This is a genomic window from Phytopseudomonas flavescens (assembly GCF_900100535.1).
GTDB classification, from domain to species: domain Bacteria; phylum Pseudomonadota; class Gammaproteobacteria; order Pseudomonadales; family Pseudomonadaceae; genus Aquipseudomonas; species Aquipseudomonas flavescens.
Map to the genome: position 1 here is coordinate 281,106 of NZ_FNDG01000001.1, position 16,467 is coordinate 297,572.

General features: G+C 64.8%; 13 protein-coding genes. 8 read left to right on the top strand and 5 right to left on the bottom strand.

Features of this window, described 5'->3' with window-relative positions; genetic code table 11:
* Positions 1-496 precede the first annotated feature (496 nt).
* The 4 genes from BLR94_RS01345 to BLR94_RS01360 form a co-directional block, all read right to left on the bottom strand.
* Positions 497-1,825 (bottom strand): dicarboxylate/amino acid:cation symporter, encoded by a 1,329-nt coding sequence (locus BLR94_RS01345; RefSeq protein WP_084305539.1) that lies wholly within the window; start codon positions 1,823-1,825, stop codon positions 497-499.
* A 283-nt stretch (positions 1,826-2,108) separates the two neighbouring features.
* Positions 2,109-3,419, bottom strand: coding sequence for an ATP-binding protein (locus tag BLR94_RS01350; protein ID WP_167359700.1), 1,311 nt, complete (start codon positions 3,417-3,419; stop codon positions 2,109-2,111).
* A 56-nt stretch (positions 3,420-3,475) separates the two neighbouring features.
* Positions 3,476-4,153 (bottom strand): response regulator, encoded by a 678-nt coding sequence (locus BLR94_RS01355; RefSeq protein ID WP_084305542.1) that lies wholly within the window; start codon positions 4,151-4,153, stop codon positions 3,476-3,478.
* Between the two features lie 170 nt (positions 4,154-4,323).
* Positions 4,324-4,932, bottom strand: a complete 609-nt coding sequence (locus BLR94_RS01360; protein ID WP_084305544.1) for an outer membrane protein — start codon at positions 4,930-4,932, stop codon at positions 4,324-4,326.
* Between the two features lie 298 nt (positions 4,933-5,230).
* On the opposite strand from BLR94_RS01360, the gene BLR94_RS01365 reads away from it, so the two are divergent.
* The 6 genes from BLR94_RS01365 (at position 5,231) to BLR94_RS01390 (ending at position 12,952) form a co-directional block, all read left to right on the top strand.
* A complete protein-coding gene (locus tag BLR94_RS01365) occupies positions 5,231-5,953 on the top strand; it encodes a 4'-phosphopantetheinyl transferase family protein (protein WP_084305546.1) in 723 nt (240 codons plus the stop codon).
* Positions 5,954-6,230: 277 nt separating this feature from the next.
* Entirely contained in the window at positions 6,231-7,520 is a 1,290-nt protein-coding gene (locus BLR94_RS01370; RefSeq protein ID WP_084305548.1) for a M18 family aminopeptidase, read from the top strand.
* A gap of 7 nt (positions 7,521-7,527) precedes the next feature.
* Complete coding sequence (gene lpcA / locus BLR94_RS01375; RefSeq protein WP_084305550.1) at positions 7,528-8,115, top strand: D-sedoheptulose 7-phosphate isomerase; 588 nt, start codon at positions 7,528-7,530, stop codon at positions 8,113-8,115.
* Positions 8,116-8,165: 50 nt separating this feature from the next.
* A complete protein-coding gene (locus BLR94_RS01380; RefSeq protein ID WP_084305551.1) occupies positions 8,166-10,352 on the top strand; it encodes a mechanosensitive ion channel family protein in 2,187 nt (728 codons plus the stop codon).
* A gap of 105 nt (positions 10,353-10,457) precedes the next feature.
* Entirely contained in the window at positions 10,458-11,054 is a 597-nt protein-coding gene (locus BLR94_RS01385) for a LemA family protein (protein WP_084305553.1), read from the top strand.
* Between the two features lie 14 nt (positions 11,055-11,068).
* On the top strand, positions 11,069-12,952 hold the full coding sequence (locus tag BLR94_RS01390; protein WP_084305555.1) for a M48 family metallopeptidase: 1,884 nt from the start codon (positions 11,069-11,071) through the stop codon (positions 12,950-12,952).
* Positions 12,953-13,201: 249 nt separating this feature from the next.
* Here the strand turns inward: BLR94_RS01390 and BLR94_RS01395 are convergent, their stop codons facing one another.
* Positions 13,202-14,080 carry a CAP domain-containing protein gene (locus BLR94_RS01395; protein ID WP_084305557.1) on the bottom strand — a complete coding sequence of 293 codons (879 nt, stop codon included), beginning with the start codon at positions 14,078-14,080 and terminating at the stop codon, positions 13,202-13,204.
* Positions 14,081-14,189: 109 nt separating this feature from the next.
* Between BLR94_RS01395 and stpA the strand changes: the two genes are divergently transcribed.
* Together stpA and BLR94_RS01405 are read left to right on the top strand one after the other, a co-directional pair.
* On the top strand, positions 14,190-15,458 hold the full coding sequence (gene stpA / locus BLR94_RS01400; RefSeq protein ID WP_084305559.1) for a glucosylglycerol 3-phosphatase: 1,269 nt from the start codon (positions 14,190-14,192) through the stop codon (positions 15,456-15,458).
* 83 nt (positions 15,459-15,541) lie between these two features.
* A complete protein-coding gene (locus BLR94_RS01405) occupies positions 15,542-16,441 on the top strand; it encodes a bestrophin family protein (RefSeq protein ID WP_084305561.1) in 900 nt (299 codons plus the stop codon).
* Positions 16,442-16,467 lie beyond the last annotated feature (26 nt).

The following is a 16,467-nucleotide window of genomic DNA, read 5'->3' on the forward strand; positions in this document are numbered from 1 at the left end:
GGGGCCGTGAGATTGCCGATAGCTCCCCCCGCTCCCCCCCTGAAATCCGTTCGCACAGCGCAACGTTCTGGCCCTGCAGGCAGACCAGCAGCATGAGCGGCCTCTTCCCAGCCCCCTGCACCCCGGCCCACTGCGGCTACGGCTGATCGACATCGGCCGTCCCGGCAGCGTCCGGCCATAAAGCGCCACACGAGGTATCCAGGCGATACGCCGGGTCGCAGAGCAAAGTGGCCCATGCGCACGCCCTGGGGTCGGCAACCTCTCGCCAGGCAGCTTGCCGGTGCGCAAAACCTTGCAGGTCGAGTGGCGACAGTCGTTTTCCTGACCGCTTCGGGCCGGCTTCTCGCGCCGCCGGTTGATGCGCGTGGTGGCTAGCGACATGTTCACGGAAACCCGCCCAGCGCGGTCGCACGCTTTTCGCCACCCATGAAAAAGCCCGCCACGAGGGCGGGCCAGATGACCTTCCCCTAGCCGGGAAGGTCGACGACAGCTGCGATCAGGAAGCCTTGCCAGCGGGGTCGCCAGGCAGGCTCACAATGTCCGGACGACCACCGGAAGCCAGCTCGCGCTGCAGGGTGTCTTCGTCCAGCTCCTTGCACCACTTGGCGACCACGATGGTGGCCACGCCGTTGCCGATCAGGTTGGTCAGGGCGCGGGCTTCGGACATGAAGCGGTCGATACCCAGGATCAGCGCCAGGCCGGCGACCGGCAGGTGACCGACGGCCGACAGCGTGGCGGCGAGGACGATGAAGCCGCTGCCGGTAACGCCCGCGGCACCTTTGGAAGCGACCAGCAACACCAGCAGCAGGGTGATCTGGTGGGTGATGTCCATCGGCGTATCGGTGGCCTGGGCGATGAATACCGCTGCCATGGTCAGGTAGATCGAGGTGCCGTCAAGGTTGAAGGAGTAACCGGTAGGGATCACCAGGCCGACGACCGACTTGTTGGCGCCGAGCCTTTCCATCTTGGTCAGCATGCGCGGCAGGGCCGACTCGGACGACGAGGTGCCGAGCACGATCATCAGTTCTTCACGGATGTAGCGGATCAGGCGCAGTACGCTGAAACCGTGGGCACGGGCGATGCTGCCGAGCACCACGAGCACGAAGAACACGCAGGTGATGTAGAAGCAGATCATCAGCTGGCCGAGCTGCACCAACGAGCCGACACCGTACTGACCGATGGTGAAGGCCATGGCACCGAAGGCACCGATGGGCGCGAGCTTCATGATCATGTTGATGATGCCGAACATCACGTGGGCGATGCGATCGATGAACTCGAGCACCGGACGACCGAACTCGCCCATGCGCTGCAGGGCGAAGGCGAAGATCACCGAGAAGAACAGCACCTGGAGGATGTCACCGTTGGCGAAAGCGCCGACCACGGTTGCCGGGATCACGTTGAGCAGGAAGCCGATGGTGCTCTGCGCTTCGCCCGCCTGGGCATAGGCCGCGATCTTGCTGGCATCCAGGGTGTTCGGATCGACGTGCATGCCGACGCCCGGCTGCACCACGTTGACCACGACCAGGCCGATGATCAGCGCGATGGTGGATACGATCTCGAAATACAGCAGCGCATAGCCACCGGTCTTGCCGACGGCCTTCATGTCCTGCATACCGGCGATGCCGCTGACCACGGTACAGAAGATGATGGGGGCGATGACCATCTTGATCAGCTTGACGAAACCATCGCCGAGCGGTTTGAGGGCAACACCGGTTTCCGGGTAGAAGTGACCGAGGAGGATGCCCACGGTGATGGCGAACAGCACCTGGACATAGAGCATTTTGTAGAACGGTTGACGGACAACGTCGTTCGTTGTGGCAGTCATGGTGAATCCTCATGGGCGCGGCAATGACATCCAGCGACGTCCGCACCACCTTTCTTGTTTAGGCGCCAACCCTCCTGACCTGGAGGGATTTGTTATAGGCGCGCTCAGCGCGGCCTTGCTGCACAAGAAGCAATTCCCATGCCAGAAAGCCTAAAGTCAGGATAAGCCTTTGATTGCAGAGCTATTGCCCGCGAATGCAAGGGGAGCAAAACCGGCCATTGGCGGTTTTCCGCACGGCTGCCCGCCCGGCGTGGCGGATTCCCCCCTACGCCGAATCGGCCACTCAGAGGCGAACGCGGAATGCCGCTCCGCCCAGCTCCGATTCGTCGAGGAACAGCTCGCCCTCGTAGCTCTCGATGATGTCCTTGACCACCGCGGTGCCAATGCCCTGCCCGGCGTGCTGGCCATCGAGGCGCTCACCGCGGCGCAGAATGCGCTCGCGCTGATCGACCGGCACGCCAGGACCGTCGTCTTCGACACAGAGCAGGCAGGCGCCCGCCTGAAGGCTGGCGGTGATGCGCACCCGTCCCAGGCACAGGCGGTAGGCGTTTTCCAGCAGGTTGCCGAGCAATTCGAGCAGCGCCGCGCGCTCCATGGGGATTTCCAGCCAGGGTTCGAACTGTCGCAGCACGGTGACCTGCTTGTCGCGGTAGACCTTGTCGAGCGCCTCGCAGAGGTTGTCCACCACCCCCGCCAGGGCCACCCGGTGACGCACCAGGCCGCTCTTGCGCAGGCTGGCACGCTGCAACTGATAACCGATCTGTTGGCTCATGCGCTCGATCTGCCCCTGCAGGATGCGCGATTGCTCGCGATTCTGCGGCTGCGCGGCAATCACCTCGGCCGCCCCCTGCAGCACCGACAACGGGGTCTTCAGGCTGTGCGCCAGGTCGTCCAGGGAATGGCGGTAGCGCTCGCGCTGCTGCCGCTCGCTATCGAGCAAACGGTTCAGCGAGCCGGTCAGGCGCAGCAGTTCCCGGGGATGGTCATCGCTGAGCCGTTCGCGCGTGCCGCCCTCCACTTCATCGAGTTCGGCACGCAGGCCGCGCAGGCTGCGAAAGCCCCAGGTCAGGCCGAACCACAGCAGGCTCAGCAGCAGCAACAGGGCGCCACCGAGCCACAGGTAGAGCTGCGTCATGAAATCGTTGTAGAGGGCCTGGGTGTCGCTGGCGGGCTGCATGGTGACGATGCTGAAGGCCGCGCTCTCGCCACGCAGCAGTTTGATTTCCACGTCGTAGATGTAGAACTCGCGGCCCTGCCGGTCGGTGACACGCAACAACTCGTCACCGCGGCCGTCGTAATGCGGCATGTAGGACACGGAGATATCCCGTGCCGAGCGCGACTGCCAGACCAGATGCCCGTTACGGTCATAGATGAAGCCCAGCAACTGAGCATCGGGAATGTCGAATTCCTCGTCCGGTAGCTTGTCTGGCATCTTCAGCTTGCCGTCATCGGTGCGCGCCGCAGAAATCAGCGCCCCCGCATCGGCGGCCAGGCGTTTCTCGACCGAGGTTTCCAGAGCGATCAGGAAGGCACCGCGCAGGGCTGGCAGCAGCGCCAGCATGAACAGCACCGCCAATACCGTGCTGGCGAACATCAGGCGCAGGCGCAGGGAAGAAACCCAGCGGCCTCGCAAGCGTCTCCAGCCTGGCGTCACCGGCAGCGCTCGGTGAACAGGTAGCCCTGGCCACGCACCGTTTCGATGGGCCTGAAGCCGTTGCTGCTTTCCAGCTTGCGGCGCAGGCGGCCGACCAGCACTTCGATCACGTTGGGGTCGCGTGCTTCGTCATCGGGATACAGTTGCTCGATCAGGCGTTCCTTGGGCACCACCTGCTGATGGTGGCGCATCAGGTATTCGAGAATGCGGTATTCGTAGGCGGTCAGGCCCATGCCGGCACCGTCGATCGATGCCTGCTTGCGGTTCATGTCGAGCAGCAATGGGCCGGCCTCGATGGTCGACTGGATGAACCCGGAAGAACGGCGCAGCAGCGCGTTGAGGCGCGCTTCCAGCTCTTCGAACTGGAACGGCTTGACCACGTAGTCATCGGCCCCCGAGGCCAAGCCCTCGACCTTATCCTGCCAGTTGCCACGGGCAGTGAGGATGAGAATGGGAAAGGTCTTGTCGCGGCTGCGCAGCTGGCGAATCAGATCCAGACCGCTGATACCCGGCAGGCCGAGATCGACCACGGCCAGATCATGGTGGTACTCGTCGACGCGATACAACGCCTCTTCGGCGTTGGCGACGGCGTCCACCACGTGGCCCTGCTCGCCAAGTCGGGTATACAGATGATGACGCAGCAGCGCCTCATCCTCCACGACCAGCAATTTCATCGTTGCATGCCCTCCAACATAAGCGCAAAGCCGCAAGCCTCAAGCGGCAAGCGGCAAGTCAGAAGCAATGGTGCACGATTTGGCTTCAACCTGCCGCTTCAAGCCTGCTGCGGTGGTTACAGGCCCGTATCGGGCGGCGGTGCCGCTCGATAGGAACGCGTAGAACCTAATTAGAACTTGTAGTTGGCACCCAGATACCACTGACCGCTGCTATGCAAATCGAGGGAGCCGACCTTGCCCTGGTCGTGCGGGGCGAACTCGGTGCTGGCGTTGGTACGCAGGTAACGGTAGCCGCCCTCGATCGAGGTGTTCTCATTGACGTCCTGCAGCAGGCCGGCCTGTAGCCCGGCAGCATACCCGACATTGCTGTCACGGGAGACACCTGGGCTGTTCTGCTCCAGCTTGACCAGGCCCAGGGTACCGCCACCAAACAGCTTGGTGCCATTGTCGTTCAGTGGCAGGAAGGCGTCGTAGCTGCCGAGCAGGTTCTGCTGGCGCAGCTTGAGGCCGTTGTTGCTGCCGGAGATGTATTCGTAGGTGGCGTAGTAACGACCCGCCTCGTTCTGCTGGCCGGCACGGATGCCCCAGGTGCTGGTGCTGTTGATCACGCTATCGAAATTCGGGTTGCCCAGGTTGGCGTTCAGCGCCGAAGACTTCTGGATGTTGTTGCTGGTGTGGCCCCAGGTCAGGCCAGCGAAGTTGCTGTCGGCGTGGGCTGCGGTCGTGGCGCCGAACACCAGGGAAGTCGCCAGAGCCAGCTTGGTAAGCGTCGTGTTCATGGAGATGCCTCTCGAATGGCAGTGGGTTGCGATGGATCGGTTAGGAACTCGGGCACCATCCTGCCCGGGGTCGACTGAACCGGGCCTGAACCCTCGCTGAACACAGCCTGAACAACCCGGCGACCGCTACGTTTTCGTCGCCGGCTGCGGAAAACCGCAGAGGCACTGGGCGATTCGCCGTTATGGCGGTGAGGCCAGGGTCCAGCGCTGCGCACGCACCGGCCTGAAACGACCGCCGGCCAGCATCGACATCCGGTGCACGGAACCCGACTGGCAAGGTGATCGACGGCACGGCAGAATGCCGGCCATGAACGAGCCCCTCACACCGCCCTTCTGCAGTCGCCTGAACGATCAGTGGCCGTTTTTCCATGCCCTGCCGGAAGCGCTACTGATCAGCACCCACTTCGACCCGGCGCAGCTGGCCGACATCGACTTCCAGCGCAGCGGCGTGCCTCCCGTGCGTGGCGTCGCCAAACGCCAGGCCGAGCACCTGGCCGGACGCCTTTGCGCCCGCGAGGCCCTGCGCCGGGTGACCGGGATCGCCAGCGTACCGGCCGTGGGGGCGGATCGCGCGCCGCAGTGGCCCGCCGGGGTCAGTGGCTCGATCACCCACAGCCATGGCTGGGCCGCGGCCATCGTCGCCCCGCGCGGGCGATGGCGCGGCCTCGGCCTGGACGCCGAGCAACCGTTGAACAGCGCCCGCGCCGAGGGCCTGGCCGCAGAAATCCTCACCGCGCAAGAGTTGCAACGCCTGGCCGGGCTATCCGATGAACAGCGCGCCCTGCGCATCAGCCTGACCTTCTCGCTCAAGGAAAGCCTGTTCAAGGCCCTTTACCCGTTGGTACTCAAGCACTTCTACTTCCACGATGCCGAGCTGCTGGCCCTCGATCCCGCCGCCGGCACCGCACGCCTGCGCCTGCTGGTCGACCTGGCTGCCGACTGGCCAGCCGGCAGCCAACTCGATGGGGTTCATACCCGGGTGGACAGCCATCTGCTCAGCCTGGTGGCGATCGCGGCCTGAAGCGTTCAGCTCCGCACCACCGTTCGTAGCCTGTCGCTGAACGCGGCGCTGCACAGGGTCGATTGCGGGCGCCTGCTCATCGGCATGTTGCCAACCGCCGCTGGGGGGCATCGCTTCGCTCGACACCGGTCTGCCGGAGCGGCTGGCCTCGCGCGTCGTCGACACGGCCACGGCGCCTGCTCGGCTACCTCGCCCTGCGCGTGCCGCCACCTCTGAAACGTCAACAGGCGCGCGGGCAAATCCGATAAACTCGGCGCATTGCCGTCCGGAGTGCCCCATGCGCGAAGAACTGAACCAAGGCCTGATCGACTTCCTCAACGCCTCACCCACCCCCTTTCACGCTACCGCCAGCCTGGCCATGCGCCTGGAAGCGGCCGGTTATCGTCAACTCGACGAACGCGCGCCCTGGCAGACCGAAGCCGGTGGCCGCTACTACGTGACCCGCAACGATTCCTCGATCATCGCCTTCAAGCTGGGCCATCGTTCGCCTGTCGAGGGTGGCATCCGCCTGGTTGGCGCCCACACCGACAGCCCTTGCCTGCGCGTGAAGCCGAACCCCGAACTGCAGCGCCAGGGCTTCTTCCAGCTCGGCGTGGAAGTCTACGGCGGCGCCCTGCTCGCGCCCTGGTTCGACCGTGACCTGTCCCTGGCCGGCCGGGTGACCTACCGCCGTGATGGCAAGGTGGAAAGCGACCTGATCGATTTCTACCAGCCCATCGCGGTGATCCCCAGCCTGGCCATCCACCTCAACCGCGAGGCCAACCAGGGCTGGGCGATCAATGCGCAGAACGAACTGCCGCCGATCCTCGCCCAGCTGGCAAGCAGTGAAAGCGCTGACTTCCGCGCCCTGCTCAGCGAACAGCTGGCCATGGAACACGACTTCAACGCCGATGCGGTGCTCGATTACGAGCTGAGCTTCTACGACACCCAGAGCGCCGCGGTAGTCGGCCTCAATCAGGACTTCATCGCCGGTGCACGCCTGGACAACCTGCTGTCCTGCTACGCCGGTCTGCAGGCCCTGCTGGACGCCAGCGACGAAGAGACCTGCGTACTGGTGTGCACCGACCACGAGGAAGTCGGCTCCTGCTCGGCCTGCGGTGCCGACGGCCCGATGCTGGAACAGGTGCTGCGCCGGGTGCTGCCGGACGGTGATGGTTTCGTGCGCGCCATCCAGCGCTCGCTGCTGGTATCCGCCGACAACGCCCACGGCGTGCACCCGAACTACGAGAGCAAGCACGACGGCAACCACGGCCCCAAACTCAACGCCGGGCCGGTGATCAAGATCAACAGCAACCAGCGTTACGCCACCAACAGCGAAACCGCCGGGTTCTTCCGTCACCTGTGTCTGGAAAACGAAGTGCCGGTGCAGAGTTTCGTGACCCGCAGCGACATGGGCTGCGGCTCGACCATCGGCCCGATCACCGCCAGCCGTCTTGGCGTGCGCACGGTGGATATCGGCCTGCCGACCTTCGCCATGCACTCGATTCGCGAACTGGCCGGCAGCCAGGACCTGGCGCACCTGGTCAAAGTCCTCGGCGCCTTCTACAACAGCCATGACCTGCCCTGAGGCCAGCATGATCGAACATATCCGCAACAGCCTGCTCGAAGCCCAGCGTGCGCTCGATGCATTTCTCGGCAATCAGCAGACCCTGGCCAATATCGAGCGGGCCGCCAGCCTGCTGGTGACCAGTTTCGAAGCCAAGGGCAAGGTGTTCTCCTGCGGCAATGGCGGCTCCATGTGCGACGCCATGCATTTCGCCGAGGAGCTCACCGGGCGTTATCGCAACAATCGTCCGGGCATCGCCGCGGTGTCGATCAGCGACGCCAGCCACATCAGTTGCGTGGCCAACGACTTCGGATACGACCATATCTTCTCGCGCTACGTGGAGTCTCACGGCCGTGAGGGTGATGTGCTGCTGGCCATCAGCACCAGCGGCAAGAGCCCCAACGTGGTCAAGGCGGCTGAAGCGGCCAAGGCACTGGGCATCAAGGTCATCGCCCTGACCGGCAAACCCGGTTCGTTGCTGGAGAGCCTGGCCGACGTCAGCATCTGCGCGCCGGGCGGCGATTTCGCCGACCGCACCCAGGAGCTGCACATCAAGGTCATCCATATCCTCATCGAGCTGGTAGAGCGCCACCTCAGCCCCGAAAACTACCCGTGAGCGAGGTGCGCCGTCGGTTGACGACGCACCTTGAAACCCCCGCCCGCGTGATGGAGAACTCGCGCGTGATCCGCCTCGACAATCTGCTGCCCCATCTGTTGGTTCTGCTCCTTCTGGCCCTGCCCTGTCCTGCCGTTCAAGCGGCAGGCATACCGGGGCTGTTCGGCACGGGTGGCAGCGGCAGTAGCCAGGCTCAGGCGGATCAGCCGCTGGATCGTTCACTCGACGAGGTGATCCAGTCGCTGGAGAACGACAAGCAGCGCACGCAACTGCTCAATGATCTCAAGACCCTGCGCGACAGCACCCAGAAGGCCCAGCCGGAAACCCACGACGGTGTGCTCGGGCTGATCGGCAGCACCCTCGCCGGCATCGAGAAGCAGTTCTCGGGCGACCACAGCCCACTGGCGCGCTGGCAACTGGAGATCGCCCGCAGCCAGGACGAACTGGCGGCACTGATGCCGGCAACCGGTGAACGCCTGGCACTGGTCAGCAATTTCGCCCTGATTCTCGGCATCTGGAGCCTGCTGGCCTTCGGCTTGCGGGCGCTCAGCCATCAGGTGCGCCTGCGTTTCGGCCTGGCCGAAGAACTGCCACAAAACCCGCGGCCCACCGACCTGCTGCGCTTCGCGTTGCGCAAGCTCGGCCCCTGGTTCGCGGCGCTGCTGATCACCGGTTACCTGAGCTATGTGCTGACGGCGTCCCTGGGCCGCGACCTGGCCATGGTGCTGGCCTATGCACTGGTGGTCGGCACCTGTTTCTCGGCGATCTGCGTGATCGCCTTTTCCCTGCTCGACGGCCCGCACCGGCGCACGGCCCTGAACATTTTGCGCCGTCGCGCGTTTCGCCCGCTGTGGCTGATCGGCAGCTTCGCGGCCTTTGGCGAAGCGCTCAGCGATCCGCGCCTGGTCGCCAGCCTGGGCGCCAACCTGGCACACACCACCGCGACCCTGACCAACGTGCTGGCGGCGCTATGCACCGGCCTGTTCATCCTGCGCTTCCGCCGGCCGATCGCCCACCTGATGCGCAACCAGCCGCTGGAGCGCCGCCTCAGGCAGCGCGGTATCAGTGAGACCGTGGAGCTGCTCGGCAGCTTCTGGTACCTGCCGGCCCTGGCGCTGGTGGCAATCTCCCTGGCGGCCACCTTCGTGTCCGCTGGCGACACCAGCACCGCCTTCCGGCAATCGCTGGTCTGCACCGTGCTGCTGGTCACCTGCATGGTCATCAACGGGCTGATTCGCCGGCGCATGCACAAGGCCCGCCTGCGCCACCGGCGCCATGCCGCCTATTTCGAACGCTTCCAGAGCTTCTTCCACGCCCTGCTGAGCCTGGCCATCTGGCTGTTGTTCATCGAATTGGGGCTGCGGGTGTGGGGGCTGTCGTTGATCCGTTTCGCCGAGGGCGATGGCCACGAGATAAGCCTCAAGCTATTCGGCCTCGGTGCCACCCTGGCCTGCGGCTGGCTGGTATGGATTCTCAGCGACACGGCGGTGCATCACGCCCTGACGCGCTCACGCAAGGGCCAGACCAACGCCCGCGCGCAAACCATGATGCCGCTGATCCGCAACGTGCTGTTCATCAGCATCTTCATCATCGCGGCGATCGTCGCCCTGGCCAACATGGGCATGAACGTCACCCCGCTGCTGGCCGGTGCCGGCGTCATCGGCCTGGCCATCGGCTTCGGCGCGCAGTCGCTGGTGGCGGATCTGATCACCGGGCTGTTCATCATCATCGAAGACTCCCTGGCCATCGACGATTACGTCGACGTCGGCGGCCACCTGGGCACCGTCGAGGGCCTGACCATCCGCACCGTGCGCCTGCGCGACATCGACGGCATCGTGCACACCATCCCGTTCAGCGAGATCAAGAGCATCAAGAACTACTCGCGGGAGTTCGGCTACGCCATCTTCCGTGTCGCGGTGCCCCACGACATGAACATCGACGACGCCATCAAGCTGCTGCGCGAGGTAGCCAGCGACCTGCGCAACGACGTGCTGATGCGCCGCAACATCTGGTCGCCCCTGGAGATCCAGGGTGTGGAGAGCTTCGAGTCGGGCAACGCGGTACTGCGTGCGCGCTTCAAGACCGCGCCGATCAAGCAGTGGGAGGTATCCCGTGCCTTCAACCTGGCGCTCAAGCGGCACCTGGACGAATCCGGCCTGAGCCTGGCGACGCCACGCCTGACCGTGCAGATGACCGCCGTCAGCCAGACCGACCCGGTCAGCCAGGGCACCCGGTAAGCACGACCCGCGCACATCCGCGTCGCCCCGGTCAGCCTCGCTCGCCCAGGCGGGTGCACTTTCCGCTACCATGGCGCCACATTTTCCAACCGATAGGGACATCCCATGGATATTTCCACCCTCATCATCATCGCCGTACTGGTCGTGGTGGTCGTCTACGTGATCAGCATCTACAACCGCCTGGTCAGCCTGCGCAACCGTTACCAGAACGGTTTCGCGCAGATCGAGGTGCAGCTCAAGCGCCGCTACGACCTGATCCCCAACCTGGTGGAAACCGCCAAGGCGTACCTTGCCCACGAGCGCGAAACCCTGGAAGCCGTGGTCGCCGCCCGTAACGGTGCGGTCGAAGGCCTCAGGCAGGCCTCGGAGAATCCAGGCGATGCGCAGAGCATGAACCTGCTGGCCAACGCCGAAGGCGTGCTGAAGAACGCCATGGGGCGCCTCAACGTGACGGTCGAGGCCTACCCTGACCTCAAGGCGTCGCAGAACATGCAGCAACTCAGCGAAGAGCTGAGCAGCACCGAGAACAAGGTGGCTTTCGCCCGCCAGGCCTACAACGATGCCGTTACCGCCTACAACGCTTATCGCCAGAGCTTCCCGCCGGTGGTGCTGGCCGGTGCATTCGGCCATGGCAGCGATGCCGCCCTGCTGGAATTCGCCGACAGTGCGGCGATTCAGGAAGCCCCGAAAGTCTCCTTCTGAGTACGGCGAAACGGATGGACTTCTTCGAACAACAGGACCGCGCCCGGCGCAACAGTTTTCGCCTGCTGATACTGCTGGTGCTGGCGGTGATCACCCTGATCGGCACCACCACGCTGGTGATCGCCGTCGCTTGGCAGGTTTACCAGTATGGCGATTACCGCCTGCAGGCGCTCAACCACCAACTGCTGGCCAGCGTGGCCCTGGTGGTGGTCGGCGTGGTGCTGCTCGGCTGGGCGTTCAAGGCGTTGCAGTTGCGCTCGGGCGGCAAGGTGGTCGCCGAACGGCTTGGCGGGCGTCTGCTCAATCTGCAGCCCCAGGACGCGCACGAGCAGCGCGTGCTCAACGTGGTGGAAGAGATGGCCCTGGCGGCCGGTACGCCGGTGCCGCCGGTGTACCTGCTGGACGAGCCGTCGATCAATGCCTTCGCCGCCGGCTTTCGTCCGCAGGACGCGGTGATCGGCGTGACCCGTGGCGCCATCGAGAAACTCAGCCGGGATGAGCTGCAGGGCGTGATCGCCCATGAATTCAGTCACATCCTGCATGGCGACATGCGCCTCAACACGCGGCTGGTAGCGGTGCTGCACGGCATTCTGCTGCTCGGTCTGATCGGTGAACTGGTGCTGCGTGGCGGCAGCCACACCCGTCATGCGCCACGCAGCAGCTCCAGCGACAAGGGCAAAGGCAATGCCGTCGCGCTGGTCATGGTGGTCGGCCTGGCGCTGTTGATCATCGGCTACGCCGGTACCTTCTTCGGTAACCTGATCAAGGCGGCGGTGAGTCGCCAGCGCGAGTTCCTTGCCGATGCCTCGGCCGTGCAGTACACCCGCAACCCCGGCGGCATCGCCGGGGCGCTGAAGAAGCTGGGCGGCGGATCGCAGATCGAAGCCGGGCATGCCGCCGAGTACAGCCATATGTATTTCGGCCAGGGCCTGGCACTGAGCAAGATGATGGCCACGCACCCGCCACTGGAAGAGCGCATCCGGCGCATCGACCCCAGCTGGGACGGTGTGGTACTGGGCAACGAGGTGTTCGAACACCCTGTTCGTGACGCGTCGGATGACCACCCGACAAGCGCAGGTTTCAGCGCCGCCGCCGCAGGGATCGCCATCGCCAGCATCGGTGAACCGCAGCCCCTGCATATCGAAGAAGCCCGCGAGAGCCTGGCGCAGATCGACGACCGCCTGCGCAATGCCGCTCACGACCCCCACGGCGCCCTGGCGATCCTTTACGGCCTGCTGCTCGGCCCTGATGCCGATACGCGTCGGCAGCGCATGACCTGGATGCAGGCCAACCTGCCACCGCTGCTGTCGGACCGCCTGTTGGAGCTGGATACGGCATTGCAGCAATTGCCTGCCGGCCAGCGCCTGCCCTTGCTGGAGCTGGCGATCCCGGCGCTCAAGCAGCTGGAGCCTCAGGATTTCGTCAGCCTCAAGCGCGACATCGGCACCCTGCTGATCAGCACGAAACAGCTTGACCTGATCGAATGGGCCCTGCTGCGCATCGTCGAGCACAACCTGGGCATGCAGCGCCCGGCCCGGGGTCGCCTGCCGCTGGCGGCACTGGGCAACGAGAGCTGTGTGCTGCTGGTGGCGCTGTCGCGGGCCGGCAATGCCAGCGAAGCAGCCGCCAGCGAGGCGTTCCAGGCGGCCTGGAGTACCCTGCCGTTCTCCGCGCGGGCATTCACCGAACAACCACGGGCAGGCATCACCGCGCTCAACGATGCCCTCAATCGCCTCAACCAGATGCGCCCCTTGCAGAAGCCACAGCTACTCAAGGCCATGGCCCGTTGCATCGAACACGACGGGCGCATCAGCGCCAGCGAGGCGGAACTGATGCGTGCAGTCGCCGACACGCTGGACTGCCCGATGCCGCCGCTGCTGCGTGAGGGTCAGGATTGAGCGCGGGCCAGGACGATCCGTGCATGCCGACAATGGCGCTATTGGCGGGCTGAAGCGGATCGCTGCCCGGCCCACACTACGGGTCTGAAACGGATCGCCGCCCGCGCCCCCTATGTCTCGGTGGGAGCGGGCCGCGCCCGCGATTCGCGCGCATGGCGCGCTCCCACAATCTTAGGTCGACGACGCTTCACCTGCGCGGCCCGATCCGCTTCAGCCCAGCAACACCCCGCCTTATCGCACCGTAACCGCTTAGAGGCCCGACCGCCCCGTAGCACCGAACACCTGTGTCCAGTAAATGGTCGCCTGGCTCTGCGGGTTGCTGGCATAGGCAGCGCCCATCTCGCGGAAGTCCGGATTCATCAGGTTGTAGCAATGCGAGGGGCTGGCCAGCCAACCGTCGACCACCTGCTGCGCACGGCCCTGGCCGGCGGCGATATTCTCGCCGATCAGCGTCCACGCGTAGCCGGTCGCGGTGGCCCGCGCACCAACCAGGCTACGGTCGCTGCCCTGGTGGCTGAACAGGCTGTTCATCGCCATGTCGCGGCTGTGGGTCAGCGCGGCCTGGCCGAGGGAATCGCTCCAGCGCAGCGGCTCGGCGGCATCGAAGGGCTGGTCACCACAACGGCGGGCACTGCCCCGCGCCTCATTGACCGCTGCCAGGATGGCCTTGCCTTCCTCCTGCCAGTCGCCGAGACGAGCCGGCAGCAACGCACGGCCCAGCACCACCTGCCAGCTGTTGCCTTGGTGAAGCACACCGATATCGGCGAACTGGGCATCCAGCAACTGCGCACAATAGGACTGACGCAACATGGTCATGGCGGCGTCGGCCGTGTCCGGCCCCGTGACCCTGATCAGTTGCACGGCCGCAGGCTGGTATCCGGCCTGCTGCAGCGCTTGCTGCAGTTGCCCGGACGAACCGACCCTCTGCCCAGCCAGCCGCCCGTCCGGCGCCAGGGGGCCTGCCGCCGGGCTGGGCTGCCCGTCGCAGCCCAGCCCGGCCTCACGGTAACTGTTGATCAACTTGGTCAGTTGCAGCGCATCGTCGCCCCACGCACTGCTGGCCACGCTCATGCACGACAGCAGCATCACAGCCGCCAGGTGCCGAGCGTGCTTGGGTGAATCCCTCATCCATGCTTCCTCTTCAATCCGCACTGCCTACCTGTTGATGGACAATGGGTTGCGCCAAACGCTTCAGTCAATCGTCCGATCAAAAGCAAACCGCGCTAAACTCGAGGCCATGATTGTGACTGAAAGCGCCATATCCCTCGACCCTCGGCCCCTGCTGGACAGCCTCTGCGGCAGCGATAACCTGTTGATCATCCAGGATCTGGATGGTGTCTGCATGAACCTCGTGCGCGATCCGCTCACCCGCAGCCTGGAGCACCGCTACATCCTCGCGGCACGTGAGCTGGATGGCCATTTCCAAGTACTCACCAACGGTGAACATATCGGCAAGCGTGGGGTGAACGGCCTGGTGGAACGGGCCATCGGCACACCCTTGCAGTGCCATCAACAGGGTCTTTATCTGCCTGGCCTGGCTGCCGGTGGCGTGCAACTGCAGGATCGCCACGGCCGGGTCTCGCACCCCGGGGTCAGCGCTGCAGAACTGGCTTTCCTGGCAGCGGCGCCGCAACGCCTGAGCGAATCGCTCGAACAGTTGCTGAGCCAGCCACCCTATGGCCTGGGTCAACCGACAATCGATCGATTGCTGGCCAGCAGTGTGCTCGACAATCCGGTGTCACCGACCCTCAACCTGAACGCCTTCCATCACCACTGGCACGACCGCCCGGCACTCTACGCCCGCCTACAAGCCGATGGCGCAGCCTTGCTTCGAGCGCTGCTCGACGCTGCGGACAGACAAGGGCTGCAACAGTCGTTCTTCATCCACTACGCGCCCAATCTGGGCCGGAATGCCGAGGGCCGCGAGCGCATGCGCCCGGCGAACGCCGGCAGTGCCGGCACCACGGACCTGCAGTTGATGTTGCGCGGTGCCGTCAAGGAAGCCGGCGTGCTGGTGATCCTCAACCGCTATTACCAGCAGCGTACCGGGGACTCTCCACTGGGCGAGGGCTTCAACGTGCGCCAGGCGCCCACCGACATCGACGCCCTACTGCGGCTGGCCCGCGAACGCTTCGACCCGCGGCACATGCCACGCCTGGTCGGTGTCGGCGATACCCTGACCAGTTCGCCACTGGAAACCGACGACGGCGAGACCACCTGGCTGCGCGGCGGCAGCGACCGGGGCTTTCTCACCCTGGTGCAGGAACTGGGCAAGGCATTCAGGCAGGACAATCGCGTGCTTTACATCGACAGCAGCCAGGGCGAAGTGCAGCGACCGGGCGTCGATTCCGCCTACCTGAGTGGGCATCCCGGCGAACCATGGCCAGCTCTGCGAGGTATCACCGATGCCGAGGATCCGCTGCGCCTGGACAATGTGTTCAGTGCCGGCCCCACGCAGTACATCGATTTTTTCTGCGCATTGGCCCAGGCACGCCACCGGCGCTGATTGCCGAATGGCAGAACCTTTGCCGCGGCTTCACGTTCGAAGTTTCTGCGCTTTCGCTTTCATCGCTTGCAGAGAATTCCCCCGTGACGCATTCCATCACCCGCGGTTATCGCTATCTTCTCAAGACCTTCGGCTACGTCGGCTGGTCGCTGTTCTGGCTGTTGATCTGGGACATCGTGGTCACGGCCGACTACATGCTGTTCCTGGATCGCAAGATCAGCCTGCCCTCCATGCCGCTGACGCTGCTCGGTTCCGCACTGGTGGTACTCATCAGTTTCCGCAACAGCAGTGCCTATAACCGCTGGTGGGAAGCCCGCACCATCTGGGGAGCGCTGATCAACAGCTCGCGCAGCTTCGCCCGCCAAGTGCTGACCCTGATCGACGACAACGATGACAACAACCCGGTCAAGGCGATATTGCTGCGCCGTCATGTGGCCTACATCAGGAGTCTGTCGGCAAGCCTGCGCAACGAGCCCTGCGACGATGAAGTGCGCGCCTTCGTCGCCGCCGACGAGTTCGAGCGGCGACTGACCACCAACAACTTCCCCAACGATATCCTCAACGGCTCCGCCGCCATCCTCGCCAGCGAATACAAGGCTGGCCGCCTGGACAGCATTCGCCTGGCCCGCCTGGAGTCGACCCTGGTCGACGTTTCCAACTGCCAGGGCGGCCTCGAGCGTATCGCCAATACACCGCTGCCCTACCCCTACGTGTACTTCCCCCGCCTGTTCATCACCCTGTTCTGCGTGATCGTTCCCATCGGCCTGGTGGAAACCCTGGAGTGGTTCACACCGCTGGCCTCGACCGTGGTCGGCTTCATGTTGCTGGCGATCGAACGGGTGGGCAGTGACCTGCAGAGCCCGTTCCAGGCCAGCGAGCACCAGATCCAGATGGATGCACTCTGCGAGACCATCGAGAAGAACCTCGAGTCGATGCAGCGCGACGCCCAGCGAGAACGTGACGGACGCCTCTTCGCCAGCTGACCCGGCGGTCATTTTCCGGCGTGACA